Here is a 14,545-nt window from a genome sequence, read left to right on the forward strand (position 1 = left end):
CTTACGACGTGATAGGACAGCGCGAGACCGTGAGCGGCGCGCACTTCGCTTTCACCGACCGGTGGGGCGGGGTGAGCGCCGCTCCGTACGAGCAGCTCAATCTGGGCGGGGCGGTCGGCGACGACCCCGAGGCGGTACGGACCAATCGGGACGTCGCCGCCAAGTCGTTCGGCCTCGATCCGGCGGACGTGGTCTGGATGAACCAGGTGCACTCCGCCGAGGTGGCCGTCGTGGACGCTCCCTGGGGAGAGCGGCCGGTGCCGGAGGTGGACGCGGTCGTCACCGCGCGGCGGGGGCTCGCCCTCGCGGTACTCACCGCCGACTGCACCCCGGTCCTGCTCGCCGACCCGGTCGCCGGGGTGGTGGCCGCCGCCCACGCGGGCCGGCCCGGCATGGTCGCCGGAGTCGTTCCCGCCGCCGTACGCGCCATGACGGAACTCGGCGCCGACCCGGCCCGGATCGTCGCCCGCACCGGTCCCGCCGTCTGCGGCCGGTGCTACGAGGTGCCGGAGGCGATGCGCGCCGAGGTGGCCGCCGTCGAGCCGGCGGCGCACGCCGAGACCAGCTGGGGCACACCGGCGGTCGACGTGAGCGCCGGAGTGCACGCACAGCTGGCGCGCGCCGGGGTGCACGACCGAGTGCAGTCGCCGGTGTGCACGCGGGAGTCGGCTGATCACTTCTCGTACCGCCGCGACCGCACCACCGGGCGGCTCGCGGGCTATGTGTGGCTGGACTGATGGGGCATGACGGACCGTAAGACCGAACTCGCCGCGAACCTGGCGAAAGTGGAGGAGCGCATCGCCGCCGCCTGTGCGGCGGCCGGGCGCAAGCGTGAAGAGGTGACCCTGATCGTGGTCACCAAGACCTACCCGGCGAGCGATGTGCGGATCCTGTCCGGACTCGGTGTGCGCCAGGTCGCAGAGAACCGGGACCAGGACGCGGCCCCGAAGGCCGCCGAATGTGTGGATCTGCCCCTCAGCTGGCATTTTGTTGGTCAATTGCAGACCAACAAGGTGCGATCCGTGGTGGGTTACGCGGACCTCGTGCAGTCCGTCGACCGTTCCAGGCTCGTCGAGGCACTGTCCAGGGAGGCGGTGCGGGCCGGGCGCGAGGTGGGGTGCCTCCTCCAGGTCGCGCTCGACGCGGGTGCGAGCGAACGGGGCGAGCGCGGTGGCGTGGCGCCGGGCGGAATCGAAGAGTTGGGCGACCTCGTCGCCGGCTCGCCGGGGCTGCGGCTCGACGGACTGATGACCGTCGCTCCGCTCACCGGGGAGTACGCGGGGCGCCAACGTGCGGCGTTCGATCGGTTGATGGATTTGTCGACTGACCTGCGCCGGGCCCATCCGGCTGCGAACATGGTCTCCGCAGGGATGAGTGCGGACCTCGAGGAGGCAGTGGCGGCCGGGGCGACACATGTACGCGTCGGCACTGCGGTACTCGGAGTCCGCCCCAGGCTCGGGTAACGTCGCCAGGAAGTCGGACCACAGCAGAAAATATGGTCAATGCGGCCCAAGGCGGGCGCAACGGCCACGTGGATCGCGGGACTTGGCAGTCGTCACGGATCCACCACAGAGCGGAGGACTCAGAGCATGGCCGGCGCGATGCGCAAGATGGCGGTCTACCTCGGCCTCGTGGAGGACGATGGGTACGACGGCCGCGGATTCGACCCCGACGACGACTTCGAGCCCGAACTGGACCCGGAGCCGGAGCGGGACCACCGACGGCACGAGCCGTCACACCAGTCTCACGGCGCACATCAGTCCCAAAGGGACGATTCGGTGCGAGTGGTACAACCGTCGCCACCGCGCGAACCGGTGTCGCATTCCGCTTCGCTACCCGCGGAATCCGGCCGCCCGGCGCGCATCGCTCCCGTGGCGTCCATCACACAAGAACGCGCAAGCCTGGAGAAGAACGCACCGGTGATCATGCCCAAGGTCGTGTCGGAACGAGAGCCTTACCGGATCACCACGCTCCACCCGCGGACCTACAACGAGGCCCGTACCATCGGGGAACACTTCCGCGAGGGCACCCCGGTGATCATGAATCTGACTGAGATGGATGACACAGACGCGAAGCGACTTGTCGACTTTGCGGCCGGTTTGGTGTTTGGTCTTCACGGCAGCATCGAGCGGGTGACGCAGAAGGTGTTCCTGTTGTCTCCTGCTAACGTCGATGTCACGGCGGAGGACAAGGCCCGCATCGCAGAGGGCGGGTTCTTCAACCAGAGCTGAGACACAACACCGGTACAGGGCATGGAACAGGGGAGAGGGAAGCACGGATCATGAGCGTGTTCCTGGATGTGATTCGCATCGCGCTGATGTGCTTCCTCATCGTGCTGCTGTTCCGGTTGGTCATGGACTACGTGTTCCAGTTCGCCCGCTCATGGCAACCCGGCAAGGCGATGGTGGTCGTACTTGAGGCCACCTACACTGTCACCGATCCACCGCTCAAGCTTCTGCGGCGGTTCATCCCGCCGCTGCGTCTCGGGGGCGTGGCGCTCGACCTGTCCTTCTTCGTACTGATGATCATCGTCTACATCCTGATCGCGATCGTTGGTCGGCTGTGATGAGCGATGTGACCTACCGTCTTGCCGAACGCCGACGACTACGTTGAGGTGAAGAGATGCCGTTGACCCCCGAGGACGTGCGGAACAAGCAGTTCACGACCGTCCGCCTCCGAGAAGGCTATGACGAGGACGAGGTCGATGCCTTCCTCGATGAGGTCGAAGCCGAACTGACGCGCCTGCTCCGCGAGAACGAGGACCTGCGCGCCAAGCTGGCCGCGGCCACGCGCGCTGCTGCCCAGAACCAGCAGAACATGCGCAAGCCTCCGGAGCCGCAGGACCAGCAGGGTGGCATGCCCCAGCAGGGGATGCCACAGCAGGGTGGCATGCCTCCGCAGGGGATGCCGCAGCAGGGCGGTATGCCTCCGCAGGGGATGCCGCAGCAGGGCATGCGAGGCCCCGGCGCTCCGGTGCCCGCCGGCATATCGGGCCCGCCGCAGCAGCAGATGGGTGGCCCCATGGGCGGTCCCCCGCAGCTGCCGAGCGGCGCCCCGCAGCTGCCGGCCGGTCCCAGTGGCCAGGGCGGTCCGCAGGGTCCCGGTCCGATGGGTCAGGGCCCCATGGGCCAGGGTCCGATGGGTCAGGGCCCGATGGGTCAGGGCCCCATGGGTCAGGGCATGGGACAGGGTCCCGGCCCGATGGGCCAGGGCATGGGCCCGGGTCCGATGGGCGGCCAGCCCCCCATGCAGCAGCAGATGGGCGGCCCCATGGGCGGTCCGATGGGCGGCCCCGGTCAGGGTCCCGGTGGCGACAGCGCCGCCCGCGTCCTCTCGCTGGCCCAGCAGACCGCCGACCAGGCGATCGCCGAGGCCCGCTCCGAGGCCAACAAGATCGTCGGCGAGGCCCGCAGCCGCGCCGAGGGTCTGGAGCGTGACGCCCGTGCCAAGGCGGACGCGCTGGAGCGGGACGCGCAGGAGAAGCACCGCGTCGCCATGGGCTCCCTGGAGTCCGCGCGCGCCACGCTGGAGCGCAAGGTCGAGGACCTGCGCGGCTTCGAGCGCGAGTACCGCACGCGTCTGAAGTCGTACCTCGAGTCCCAGCTGCGTCAGCTGGAGACCCAGGCCGACGACTCCCTGGCCCCGCCGCGCACCCCGGCCGCGGCCTCCCTCCCGCCGTCCCCGGCGCCCTCCATGGCCCCGGCCGGCGCGAGCGCCCCGTCCTACGGCGGCAACCCGTCCATGGGCGGTCCGTCGATGGGCGCCCCGTCCCCCGCTGCCCCGTCCTACGGCGGCCAGCAGCAGATGACGCCGGCGATGACCCAGCCGATGGCGCCGGTACGCCCGCAGGGCCCCTCTCCGATGGGCCAGGCGCCGTCCCCGATGCGCGGCTTCCTCATCGACGAGGACGACAACTGACGGCGGGCGCGTAGCGCGCGTAGCCGTCGGCAGAGCACCACAGGGCGGGGCCCCGGATTCCGATCCGGGGCCCCGCCCTGTTTACGCGGGTTGCGCCCCGCTTCGCTTTTTTGGGGGGCGCGGGGAACCGCGCACGGTGACGCTGCGACCCGCACCTACGAGAAGGGGCCCGATCTCCACCATGGAGACCGGGCCCCTTCTCGAACAGGCCGGCGCTTACGCCTTGCGCAGGCGGAACGTCAGCGAGAGCCCTTCGTCGGCGAAGGGAGACCCGTAGGCGTCATCCCCCTCGCCCTGGGAGAAGTCGGTCGCCAGCACCTCGTCGGCGATCAGCGAAGCGTGCTCCGCCAGCGCCGCGATCACCGCCGGGTCCGTCGACACCCACCTGAGCGCGATCCGGTCGGCCACATCCAGCCCGCTGTTCTTGCGCGCCTCCTGGATCAGCCGGATCGCGTCCCGGGCGAGACCCGCCTGCCGCAGCTCCTCGGTGATCTCCAGGTCGAGGGCGACCGTGGCACCCGAGTCGGACGCCACCGACCAGCCCTCACGAGGCGTCTCCGTGATGATCACCTCGTCCGGCGCCAGCGCCACCGTCTCGCCGTCGACCTCCACCGTCGCCGTGCCCTCGCGCAGCGCCAGCGACAGCGCGGCCGCGTCCGCCGCGGCGACCGCCTTCGCCACGTCCTGCACCCGCTTGCCGAACCGCTTGCCCAGCGCCCGGAAGTTCGCCTTGGCCGTGGTGTCCACCAGCGAACCGCCCACCTCGGACAGCGACGCCAGCGACGAGACGTTCAGCTCGTCGGTGATCTGCGCGTGCAGCTCCCGGTCGAGCGCGTCGAAACCGACCGCCGCGACCAGCGCCCGGGACAGCGGCTGCCGGGTCTTGACACCCGACTCCGCGCGGGTGGCGCGGCCGAGCTCCACGAGCCGTCGTACCAGGACCATCTGCTTGGACAGCTCCGGGTCGATCGCGGACAGGTCCGCCTCCGGCCAGGACGACAGGTGCACCGACTCCGGGGCGCCCGGGGTCACCGGCACGACCAGGTCCTGCCAGACCCGCTCGGTGATGAACGGGGTCAGCGGGGCCATCAGCCGGGTGACGGTCTCCACGACCTCGTGCAGCGTGCGCAGCGCGGCCTTGTCGCCCTGCCAGAAACGGCGGCGCGAGCGGCGGACGTACCAGTTGGACAGGTCGTCGACGAACGCGGACAGCAGCTTGCCGGCCCGCTGGGTGTCGTACGCCTCCAGGGACTGCGTCACCTGGTCGGTGAGCGCGTGCAGTTCGGAGAGCAGCCAGCGGTCCAGGACCGGGCGGTCGGCCGGGGCCGGGTCCGCCGCGGACGGCGCCCAGTTCGACGTACGGGCGTACAGCGCCTGGAAGGCGACCGTGTTCCAGTACGTCAGCAGGGTCTTGCGGACCACCTCCTGGATGGTGCCGTGGCCCACCCGGCGGGCCGCCCAAGGCGAGCCGCCGGCCGCCATGAACCACCGCACCGCGTCCGCCCCGTGACGGTCCATCAGCGGGATCGGCTCCAGGGTGTTGCCCAGGTGCTTGGACATCTTGCGGCCGTCCTCGGCGAGGATGTGGCCGAGGCAGACCACGTTCTCGTACGAGGACTTGTCGAAGACCAGCGTGCCGACCGCCATCAGCGTGTAGAACCAGCCGCGGGTCTGGTCGATGGCCTCGGAGATGAACTGCGCCGGGTAGCGGCTCTCGAACAGCTCCTTGTTCTTGTGCGGGTAGCCCCACTGCGCGAACGGCATCGAACCCGAGTCGTACCAGGCGTCGATGACCTCCGGCACGCGTGTGGCCGTCTTCGCGCACTCGGGGCACTCGAAGGTGACGTCGTCGATGAACGGGCGGTGCGGGTCCAGGCCCGACTGGTCGGTGCCGGTCAGCTCGGTGAGCTCCGCGCGGGAGCCGATCACGGTGAGGTGGTCGTCCTCGCAGCGCCAGATCGGCAGCGGGGTGCCCCAGTAGCGGTTGCGGGACAGCGCCCAGTCGATGTTGTTGTCGAGCCAGTCCCCGTAGCGGCCGTGCTTGACCGTCTCAGGGAACCAGTTCGTCTTCTCGTTCTCCGCGAGGAGGCGGTCCTTGATCGCCGTGGTGCGGATGTACCAGGACGGCTGCGCGTAGTACAGCAGCGCGGTGTGGCAACGCCAGCAGTGCGGGTAGCTGTGTTCGTACGGCAGGTGCTTGAAGAGGAGGCCGCGCTGCGCCAGGTCCTCGGTGAGCCGTTCGTCGGCCTTCTTGAAGAAGACGCCGCCGACCAGCGGCACGCCCTCCTCGAAGGTGCCGTCCGGGCGGACCGGGTTCACCACCGGCAGGCCGTAGGCGCGGCAGACCTTGAGGTCGTCCTCACCGAAGGCGGGGGACTGGTGGACCAGACCCGTACCGTCCTCGGTCGTGACGTATTCGGCGTTCACGACGTAATGAGCCGGTTCCGGGAACTCCACCAGCTCGAACGGACGTTGATAGGTCCAGCGCTCCATTTCGGCGCCGGTGAAGGTCTGGCCCGTGCTCTCCCAGCCCTCGCCGAGCGCCTTGGCGAGAAGCGGCTCGGCGACGACGAGCCGCTCCTGGCCGTCGGTGGCGACGACGTAGGTGACCTCGGGGTGCGCGGCGACCGCCGTGTTGGACACCAGGGTCCACGGCGTGGTCGTCCACACCAGGAGCGCGGCCTGGCCGGCGAGCGGACCGGAGGTGAGCGGGAAACGGACGTACACGGAGGGGTCGACGACCGTCTCGTAGCCCTGCGCCAGCTCGTGGTCGGACAGGCCGGTGCCGCAGCGCGGACACCAGGGGGCGACGCGGTGGTCCTGGACCAGCAGCCCCTTGCCGAAGATCTCCTTGAGCGACCACCAGACCGACTCGATGTACTCGGGGTCCATGGTGACGTAGGCGTCGTCCAGGTCGACCCAGTAGCCCATGCGGGTCGTCAGCGCGGAGAACGCGTCGGTGTGCCGCAGGACGGACGCGCGGCACTTCTCGTTGAACTCGGCGATGCCGTACGCCTCGATCTCCGGCTTGCCGCTGAAGCCCAGCTCCTTCTCGACCGCGAGCTCCACGGGCAGGCCGTGGCAGTCCCAGCCGGCCTTGCGGCCGACGTGGTAGCCGCGCATGGTGCGGAAGCGGGGGAAGACGTCCTTGAAGACCCGCGCCTCGATGTGGTGGGCGCCGGGCATGCCGTTGGCGGTGGGCGGGCCCTCGTAGAACACCCACTCGGGGCGGCCCTCGGACTGCTCCAGGGTCTTGGCGAAGATCTTCTGGTCGCGCCAGAAGTCGAGCACGGCGTGCTCGAGGGCGGGCAGGTCGACCTGTGCGGGCACCTGGCGGTACGTCGGCGCTGTCATCTGCGAGCTTCCTCCAACGGACTTGCTGCCTTCCGTCGGAGGGACGAGAGCTCTGTCTTGCGTACGCCGTGTGCGGCGCGCTCCCGCGGTACCACCCTCCTTGGCCCCCCGGACGCCGTACGCGCCGGTGAGCCCCCTCATTGGGGTCGCGAAGCCGGCTCTACTGACCCTCGCGGGGCGTTCCTCCGGCGGCTCCGGGGTGATCTTCGCGTCGCGCTCGCCCCCGGGCTCCCACCGTCCCCGGGTCGCTCTGGGCTGCGTACGCCGCTACTCGTCCCCATCCACGCTTCTCGCTCCGCCCAGTGTACGGCTCCGCACGGACAGCGGCCGACCCGTTTTCCCGGCCCCCGCGGCGCCGGGCCGTCCACCTGCCGAGATGACCCGAATGGCGAGGTACGCGTGTTCGCATCCTGGGATGTCCGGCTCGACGGATTACCGCGCGGGGAGCTGGGCACAACGCATGCATACCTGCTGCGTGGGGGGTGCGGGGCAGGCGGATCGGGCGGCGTGCCCCGTTGCCGCGGGACTGGAGTCGATTTATCGTCCCAGCACGATTCGCGTGCAAGATCACAATATGTGAAGGGGCCGCGGCCATGGTGGCGAAGAAGACCGCCGTACAGCAGTCGGCGTCCGGCCGGACCAGGGGCGCGGCCGCCTCCGACGGGGCCACCCAGGGGGTCGGCGGAAAGAAGGACTCGCACGCGAGAGCGGCGGATGCTCCCGAGAAAACGCCAGGTGAGAAGGGTGCCGCCAAGAAAGCGGCCGCAAAGAAGACGCCGGTGAAGAAGGCGACCGCGGCGGCGAAGAGCACGGCCAAGAAGAGCACGGCCAAGAAAGCGGGCGCGGCGCGGGCCGCGAAGCAGACGGGAGCCACGACGGTGGTTGCGAAGAAGACCCCTGGCAGGGCCACTGCGGCGGCGGAGACCGCCGTCCCCAAGGCGCGGGTCGCCACGGCGGCTCCGGGCGAGCTCGCGGTGCGTCCGGGCGAGGACCCGTGGACGTCGGAGGAGGTCGAGGAGGCGCGCACCGAGCTGATGGCCGAGGCGATGCGGCTCCGTGCCGAGCTGGAGGCCTCCGACAGCGCCCTGGTCGGTCTGATGCGGGACTCCGGGGACGGCGCGGGTGACGACCAGGCCGACACCGGCACGAAGAACATCACGCGCGAGCACGAACTGGCGCTGGCCGCCAACGCGCGCGAGATGCTGGAACAGACCGAGCGCGCCCTGGAGAAGCTGGACGCGGGCACCTACGGCCTCTGCGAGAACTGCGGTAATCCCATCGGCAAGGCCCGGATGCAGGCCTTCCCGAGGGCGACGCTGTGCGTGGAGTGCAAGCAGAAACAGGAACGCCGCTACTGAGCATCGGTGTCGCCTGGGGCGTGCCGTAGTCTCGTCCCGAGGCAGGCACCTAGGTTGAGGGACTCACGTGGCAGAGGCGGAGCGCATCATCGGTACGCCGGGCACCCCGGACGACGGCGGCGAGCAGACGGCGACGCCCGGTGCGTCCGCCGCGGAGCAGCGGCCGGTCACGGACGAGCGGCGGCCCGGGCGCGGGCGCCGGATCGCCGTGCTGTTCGCGGTGGCCGCCTTCGCGTACGCCCTCGACCTGGTCAGCAAGATGATCGTGGTCGCGAAGCTGGAGCACCACGCGCCGATCGAGGTCATCGGCGACTGGCTCGAGTTCCACGCGATCCGCAACCCCGGCGCGGCCTTCGGCTTCGGCGGCGCCTTCACGATCATCTTCACGGTGATCGCCGCGGCCGTGATCGTCGTGATCTTCCGCCTGGCGCGCAAGCTCTACAGCTTCCCCTGGGCGGTCGCCCTCGGCCTGCTGCTCGGCGGCGCCCTCGGCAACCTCACCGACCGGATCTTCCGCTCGCCGGGGATCTTCGAGGGCCAGGTCGTCGACTTCATCGCGCCCAAGGGTTTCGCGGTGTTCAACCTGGCCGACTCGGCGATCGTCTGCGGCGGCATCCTGATCGTGCTGCTCTCCTTCCGGGGCCTGGACCCCGACGGGACCGTCCACAAGGACTGAGGGGCCGCGAGGGCGCGCGTACGGGGCTGTCCGAGGTGTCCGGCATACTCGACGGGTGAGTACGCTTCCCGAGATCCGCACCCTGCCCGTGCCCGACGGCCTGGAGGGCGAGCGCGTCGACGCCGCCATCTCCCGCATGTTCGGCTTCTCCCGCACCAAGGCGGCCGAGCTGGCCGCGGCGGGCAAGGTCCAGGTGGACGGCTCGGTGGTGGGCAAGTCCGAGCGGGTGCGCGGCGGGGCCTGGCTGGAGGTCGAGATGCCGGGGGCGCCCGCGCCCGTGCAGATCGTCGCGGAGCCCGTCGAGGGCATGGAGATCGTGCACGACGACGACGACGTGGTCGTGATCGTCAAGCCGGTCGGCGTGGCCGCGCACCCCTCCCCGGGCTGGACCGGCCCGACCGTCATCGGCGGTCTTGCCGCCGCCGGCTACCGGATCTCCACCTCCGGCGCCGCCGAGCGCCAGGGCATCGTGCACCGCCTCGACGTCGGCACCTCCGGCCTGATGGCGGTCGCCAAGTCGGAGCGCGCGTACACCTCGCTCAAGCGCCAGTTCAAGGAGCGCACGGTCGACAAGCGCTACCACACGCTGGTGCAGGGCCACCCCGACCCGACCAGCGGCACCATCGACGCCCCCATCGGCCGTCACCCCCAGCACGACTACAAGTGGGCGGTCACCGCCGACGGCAAGCCCTCGGTGACCCACTACGACCTCATCGAGGCGTTCCGCGCGGCCTCCCTGCTCGACGTGAAGCTGGAGACCGGCCGCACCCACCAGATCCGCGTCCACATGGCCGCCCACCGCCACCCCTGCGTCGGCGACCTGACCTACGGCGCCGACCCGACGCTCGCCAAGCGGCTGCACCTGACCCGCCAGTGGCTGCACGCGGTCCGCCTCGGCTTCGAGCACCCCGCGGACGGCGAGTGGGTCGAGTTCGCCAGCGAGTACCCGGCCGACCTGCAAAAGGCGCTGGACCAGGTCCGCGAGGAGACCTACGGATGAGCACGCGCGCGTACGCGGTGCGGGTCGCCGGGGACCCGGCCGACCTGGAGGCGTGCTTCGCGGTCCGCAAGCAGGTCTTCGTCGTCGAGCAGGGCGTCCCCGAGGACCTGGAGTACGACGCGTACGACCCCGTCGCCGTGCACGTCCTCGCGGTCCGCGAGGACGGCGTACCGCTCGGCACCGGCCGGCTGCTGTACGGCGAGGTGGCCGCGGAGAAGACCGGCGGCGACCTCTCCCTCGGCTCCCTGGGCCGGCTCGCGGTCTCCCAGGAGGCCCGCGGCCTCGGCGTCGGCGTCGCCCTGGTGCGGGCCATCGAGGAGGCCGCACGCGCGCGTGGGCTGGCCGCCGTCGACCTGCACGCGCAGACCCATGCGCTGGGCTTCTACGAGCGGCTGGGATACGAGCCGTACGGAGCGGAGTACGAGGAGGCGGGGATCCCGCACCGGGGCATGCGCCGGGTTCTGTAGCCGGCATGGCACGCTTGAGGCCCGCTGTGTGATCGTCGACACCCGGAGCGCTGGCCGTGGATCAGTTGGCCCTGTTGTTCGTGCTGCTGCTCGGGGCCCTGGTGAGCGTCCCGGTGGGGGACCGGTTCGGACTGCCGGCGCCCGTGCTGATGACCCTGTTCGGGATCGTCCTCGCGGTGGCCGACTTCGTGCCCAACGTGAACATCCCGCCCGAGCTGATCCTGCCCGGCCTGCTGCCGCCGCTGCTCTACGCCGCCGTACGGCGGACCTCCTGGCGGCAGTTCGCGGCCAACATCCGGCCGATCTTCCTGCTCGCGGTGGCCCTGGTGTTCGTCACCACGGTCTGCGTGGCCTTCGTCGCCAACGCGATCGTGCCCGGGCTGTCGATCGCCGCCGCGGTCGCGCTGGGCGCGCTGGTGGCCCCGCCCGACCCGGTCGCCGCGACCGCCGTCGCCGGGCAGCTCGGGCTGCCGCGCCGGCTGGTGTCGATCCTGGAGGGCGAGGGCCTCTTCAACGACGTCACTGCCATCGTGCTGTACCACGTGGCGATCGCCGCCGTGGTCAGCGGCAGCTTCTCGCCCTGGCGGGCCGGGCTGGACTTCCTGCTCTCCGCGGTGGTCGCCCTCGCCGTGGGGCTGGCGCTCGGCTGGGGCGCCAACAAGCTGATGGACGTGCTCGGCGACGCCACCCTCCAGATCGGCCTGACCCTGCTCGTCCCGTACGCGTCCTACGTCCTCGCCGAGGAACTGCACGGCTCCGGGGTGCTCGCGGTGCTCACCACCGCGCTGTTCATCGCCGAGTACGCCACCGACGCCGACGACGTGATGACCCGGCTCGCCGGGTACACCTTCTGGGACATCGTCGACACCCTCGTCACCGGGGTGGCGTTCGGGCTGATCGGGCTGGAGCTGCACAACGCCCTGCGTACGGCGTCCGGCCGCTGGGGCGAGCTGCTCGGCTGGGCGGCGGCGGTCGTGGGCGTGGTCGTCGTGGTCCGGCTGGTGTGGCTGCTGCCGGCGACCTGGCTGACCAAGCGGCTGCACGCCCGGCGGGACTACGACGAGGAGATCCCGACGAGCTGGCGGGAGACCATCGTGATGTGGTGGTCCGGGATGCGCGGGGTGGCGTCGGTGGCGCTGGCGCTGGCGATCCCCCTGAAGACCGACGACGGCTCGCCCTTTCCGGACCGGGACGAGATCGTCTTCATCGCGTTCGGCGTGATCATGGCGACGCTGGTGCTCCAGGGACTGACCCTGCCGTGGCTGGTGAAACGGCTGGGGGTACGGGCCGACACCGACCGGGAGAAGGAGGTCGAGAAGGAGCTGGCGGTGCGGGCGGCGAAGGCGGCCCGGCGGCGGCTGAAGGAGATCGAGCAGGTCGAGGAGTTGCCGGAGGACGTGACCGAGCAGATGCTGCGGCGGGCCTTCGAGATCGGTTTCCGGATCAGTCCCGACGTGGCGGAGGACGAGCGGCGCGAGGGACACGAGAAGCGGGTGCGGCGGCTGAAGCGGGTGCGGCGGATCCAGCAGGAGATGCTGAGCGCGGCGCGGCACGAGGTGCTGGCGGCGCGGAGCGAGCCGGGGGCGGATCCGGAGATCGTGGACCGGGTGCTGCGGCATCTGGACGTCCGTAGTCTGCGCTAGCGCTCCGCTGGAAGTGCCGTGATGTGCCGTCGTTCGTCCGCGGCCTCGTCGTGGCTGGTCGCGCAGTTCCCCGCGCCCCTTACGGGGCGCTGTGCAACGGCGGTCATACAAACGTATGGCGGCTGTGGATATCCGAAGGCAGGGTCGGCGGTGCGCTCGTAGTCTCGGATCATGGCTCGGAACATTGTGATCAGTGGTGGGGGAACAGGGATCGGACTGGCCGCGGCGCGGGTGTTCGCGGCGGACGGGGACCGGGTGCTGCTGCTCGGGCGGCGCAGAGAGGTGCTGGAGAGGGCCGGGGTGCCGGGGGCGGTGGTGCGTGCCGCCGATCTGGCCGAGCCGGCCGATGTGCGGGACGTCGCACGGTTCGTCGCGGAGGAGTTCGGGACCGTGGACGTGCTGATCCACAGTGCCGGGGCGAACGCGGCGTTCGCGGACGGCGCCGAGGCCGGTGATCCGCTGGACGCCGTCGCCCGCGTCTGGAGCGGGAACTTCCGGCAGAACACGCTGACCGCCGTCCTGCTCACGGAGGCGCTCAAGGACCGGCTGGCCGATCCGGGAGGGCGGGTGCTGTTCATCGGCTCCATCGCCGCCTTCCGGGGCTCGGGGACCGGGTCCTACGCCGCCGCGAAGGCGGCCCTGCACCCGTACGCCCACGATCTGGCCCGGCAGCTGGGGCCGCGCGGGGTCACCGTGAACGTGGTCGCGCCGGGGTACATCGAGGACACGGAGTTCTTCGGCGGCCCGGTCGAGGAGGGGCGGCGGGATCGGCTCGTCGCCGAGACGTCGACCGGGCGGGCCGGGACACCCGGTGACGTCGCCGCCACCCTGCACTGGCTGGCCTCCCCGGTGGCCGGGCACATCACCTCGCAGATCGTCCAGGTCAACGGGGGTGCCGAACGCGGCCACTGAAGCGAGGGCTCAGGCGCGGCCGGTGCGGGGCGGCTCGTGGAGGCGGCGGCCGGCCGCCGTGCCGTCCTGGGAGGGGATGATCCCGCCGGGCGGCAGGACCGCGTCGGCCGTGTTGACCCGGGGCAGGGCGTACGGGTGCTCGGCGGCCAGCCAGGTGATCATCTGCTCCCGGACGGCGACCCGCACCTTCCAGACGTCGTCCGAGTCCTTGGCCGTCACCAGCGCCCGCACCTGGATGGTGTTCGGCGTGGCGTCGGTGACCACGAGGCTGTAGTCCCGGCCGTCCCAGGCGGCGCACTCGCGCAGGATGTCCCGGAGCCGCTCGCGCATCGCCTCGATCGGCGCCGAGTGGTCGAGATGCCAGAAGACGATCCCGGTCATCTGCGCTGTGCCCCGCGACCAGTTCTCGAAGGGTTTGGAGGTGAAGTACGACACCGGCATGGTGATCCGGCGCTCGTCCCAGGTCCGTACCGTCAGAAAGGTCAGGGTGATCTCCTCGACCGTGCCCCATTCGCCGTCGACCACGACGGTGTCGCCGAGGCGCACCATGTCGCCGAAGGCGATCTGCAGACCCGCGAACATGTTCGCCAGGGTGGACTGGGCGGCCACACCGGCGACGATGCCGAGGACACCGGCGGAGGCCAGCAGTGAGGCGCCGGCCGCGCGCATCGCCGGGAACGTCAGCAGCATCGCCGCCACGGCCATCACGCCGACGACCGCCGCCACCACCCGCATGATCAGCGACACCTGGGTGCGCACCCGGCGGACCCGGGCCGCGTCGGTGTGGCCGCGGGCGTAGCGGCTGAACGAGGACTCGACGACGGCCGCCGCGATCCGCACCACCAGCCAGGCGGCGGACCCGATCAGCACCAGGGTCAGCAGCTGGCCGACGGCGACCCGGTGCTCCAGGAGCAGCGCGGCCTGGTCGTAGGAGCCTCTGAGCAGGGCCGCGCAGAGCACCAGCTGGTAGGGGACGCGGGCGCGGCGCAGCAGGCCCCACAGCGGGGTCTCGGTGTGCCGTGTGTCGGCCTTGCGCAGCAGCAGGTCGGTCGCCCAGCCGATCAGCAGGGTGAGGACGACGGCGCCGCCGACCACGATCAGCGGGCGGAGTACGTTCTCCATCTCCATGAGGTCGAACGTAACCGGATCCGCGGGGTCCTGAACATGCTGATCGGTGAGAAGGCCGTCACGGTGCCGTCTCAGGCGGCTGGCACCAT

Annotated in this window: 13 protein-coding genes; 11 read left to right on the forward strand and 2 right to left on the reverse strand. The window is 71.0% G+C overall.

What is annotated here, in order from left to right; genetic code table 11:
* Positions 1 to 8 precede the first annotated feature (8 nt).
* From pgeF to ACIPSJ_RS06740, 5 genes are all read left to right on the forward strand, one after another.
* Positions 9 to 737: a peptidoglycan editing factor PgeF gene (gene pgeF / locus ACIPSJ_RS06720; RefSeq protein WP_401344092.1), complete on the forward strand. Its 729-nt coding sequence runs from the start codon at positions 9 to 11 to the stop codon at positions 735 to 737.
* 6 nt (positions 738 to 743) lie between these two features.
* Positions 744 to 1,463, forward strand: a complete 720-nt coding sequence (locus ACIPSJ_RS06725; RefSeq protein WP_401344094.1) for a YggS family pyridoxal phosphate-dependent enzyme — start codon at positions 744 to 746, stop codon at positions 1,461 to 1,463.
* A 126-nt stretch (positions 1,464 to 1,589) separates the two neighbouring features.
* Positions 1,590 to 2,231 carry a cell division protein SepF gene (locus tag ACIPSJ_RS06730; protein WP_355707924.1) on the forward strand — a complete coding sequence of 214 codons (642 nt, stop codon included), beginning with the start codon at positions 1,590 to 1,592 and terminating at the stop codon, positions 2,229 to 2,231.
* A 50-nt stretch (positions 2,232 to 2,281) separates the two neighbouring features.
* Positions 2,282 to 2,566, forward strand: coding sequence for a YggT family protein (locus tag ACIPSJ_RS06735; protein WP_355707926.1), 285 nt, complete (start codon positions 2,282 to 2,284; stop codon positions 2,564 to 2,566).
* A 56-nt stretch (positions 2,567 to 2,622) separates the two neighbouring features.
* Positions 2,623 to 3,918 (forward strand): DivIVA domain-containing protein, encoded by a 1,296-nt coding sequence (locus tag ACIPSJ_RS06740; protein WP_401344097.1) that lies wholly within the window; start codon positions 2,623 to 2,625, stop codon positions 3,916 to 3,918.
* Between the two features lie 216 nt (positions 3,919 to 4,134).
* Here ACIPSJ_RS06740 and ileS read toward each other — a convergent pair whose 3' ends face one another.
* Positions 4,135 to 7,272 carry an isoleucine--tRNA ligase gene (ileS, locus tag ACIPSJ_RS06745; RefSeq protein ID WP_401344099.1) on the reverse strand — a complete coding sequence of 1,046 codons (3,138 nt, stop codon included), beginning with the start codon at positions 7,270 to 7,272 and terminating at the stop codon, positions 4,135 to 4,137.
* A gap of 593 nt (positions 7,273 to 7,865) precedes the next feature.
* Between ileS and ACIPSJ_RS06750 the strand changes: the two genes are divergently transcribed.
* From ACIPSJ_RS06750 to ACIPSJ_RS06775, 6 genes are all read left to right on the forward strand, one after another.
* Positions 7,866 to 8,630 carry a TraR/DksA family transcriptional regulator gene (locus ACIPSJ_RS06750; RefSeq protein WP_401344101.1) on the forward strand — a complete coding sequence of 255 codons (765 nt, stop codon included), beginning with the start codon at positions 7,866 to 7,868 and terminating at the stop codon, positions 8,628 to 8,630.
* Between the two features lie 67 nt (positions 8,631 to 8,697).
* Complete coding sequence (lspA, locus tag ACIPSJ_RS06755) at positions 8,698 to 9,306, forward strand: signal peptidase II (protein ID WP_355707933.1); 609 nt, start codon at positions 8,698 to 8,700, stop codon at positions 9,304 to 9,306.
* Between the two features lie 55 nt (positions 9,307 to 9,361).
* Positions 9,362 to 10,306 (forward strand): RluA family pseudouridine synthase, encoded by a 945-nt coding sequence (locus tag ACIPSJ_RS06760; RefSeq protein ID WP_355707935.1) that lies wholly within the window; start codon positions 9,362 to 9,364, stop codon positions 10,304 to 10,306.
* Complete coding sequence (locus ACIPSJ_RS06765) at positions 10,303 to 10,773, forward strand: GNAT family N-acetyltransferase (RefSeq protein WP_359209656.1); 471 nt, start codon at positions 10,303 to 10,305, stop codon at positions 10,771 to 10,773. Before ACIPSJ_RS06760 ends, ACIPSJ_RS06765 begins: the two co-directional genes overlap by 4 nt.
* 56 nt (positions 10,774 to 10,829) lie before the next feature.
* A complete protein-coding gene (locus tag ACIPSJ_RS06770) occupies positions 10,830 to 12,416 on the forward strand; it encodes a Na+/H+ antiporter (protein WP_359209659.1) in 1,587 nt (528 codons plus the stop codon).
* Positions 12,417 to 12,587: 171 nt separating this feature from the next.
* Complete coding sequence (locus ACIPSJ_RS06775) at positions 12,588 to 13,328, forward strand: SDR family NAD(P)-dependent oxidoreductase (protein WP_401344104.1); 741 nt, start codon at positions 12,588 to 12,590, stop codon at positions 13,326 to 13,328.
* Between the two features lie 9 nt (positions 13,329 to 13,337).
* Here ACIPSJ_RS06775 and ACIPSJ_RS06780 read toward each other — a convergent pair whose 3' ends face one another.
* Complete coding sequence (locus ACIPSJ_RS06780; RefSeq protein ID WP_401344598.1) at positions 13,338 to 14,450, reverse strand: mechanosensitive ion channel family protein; 1,113 nt, start codon at positions 14,448 to 14,450, stop codon at positions 13,338 to 13,340.
* Positions 14,451 to 14,545 lie beyond the last annotated feature (95 nt).

Origin of the sequence: Streptomyces sp. NPDC090088 (assembly GCF_044747345.1) — a bacterium.
GTDB lineage: Bacteria > Actinomycetota > Actinomycetes > Streptomycetales > Streptomycetaceae > Streptomyces.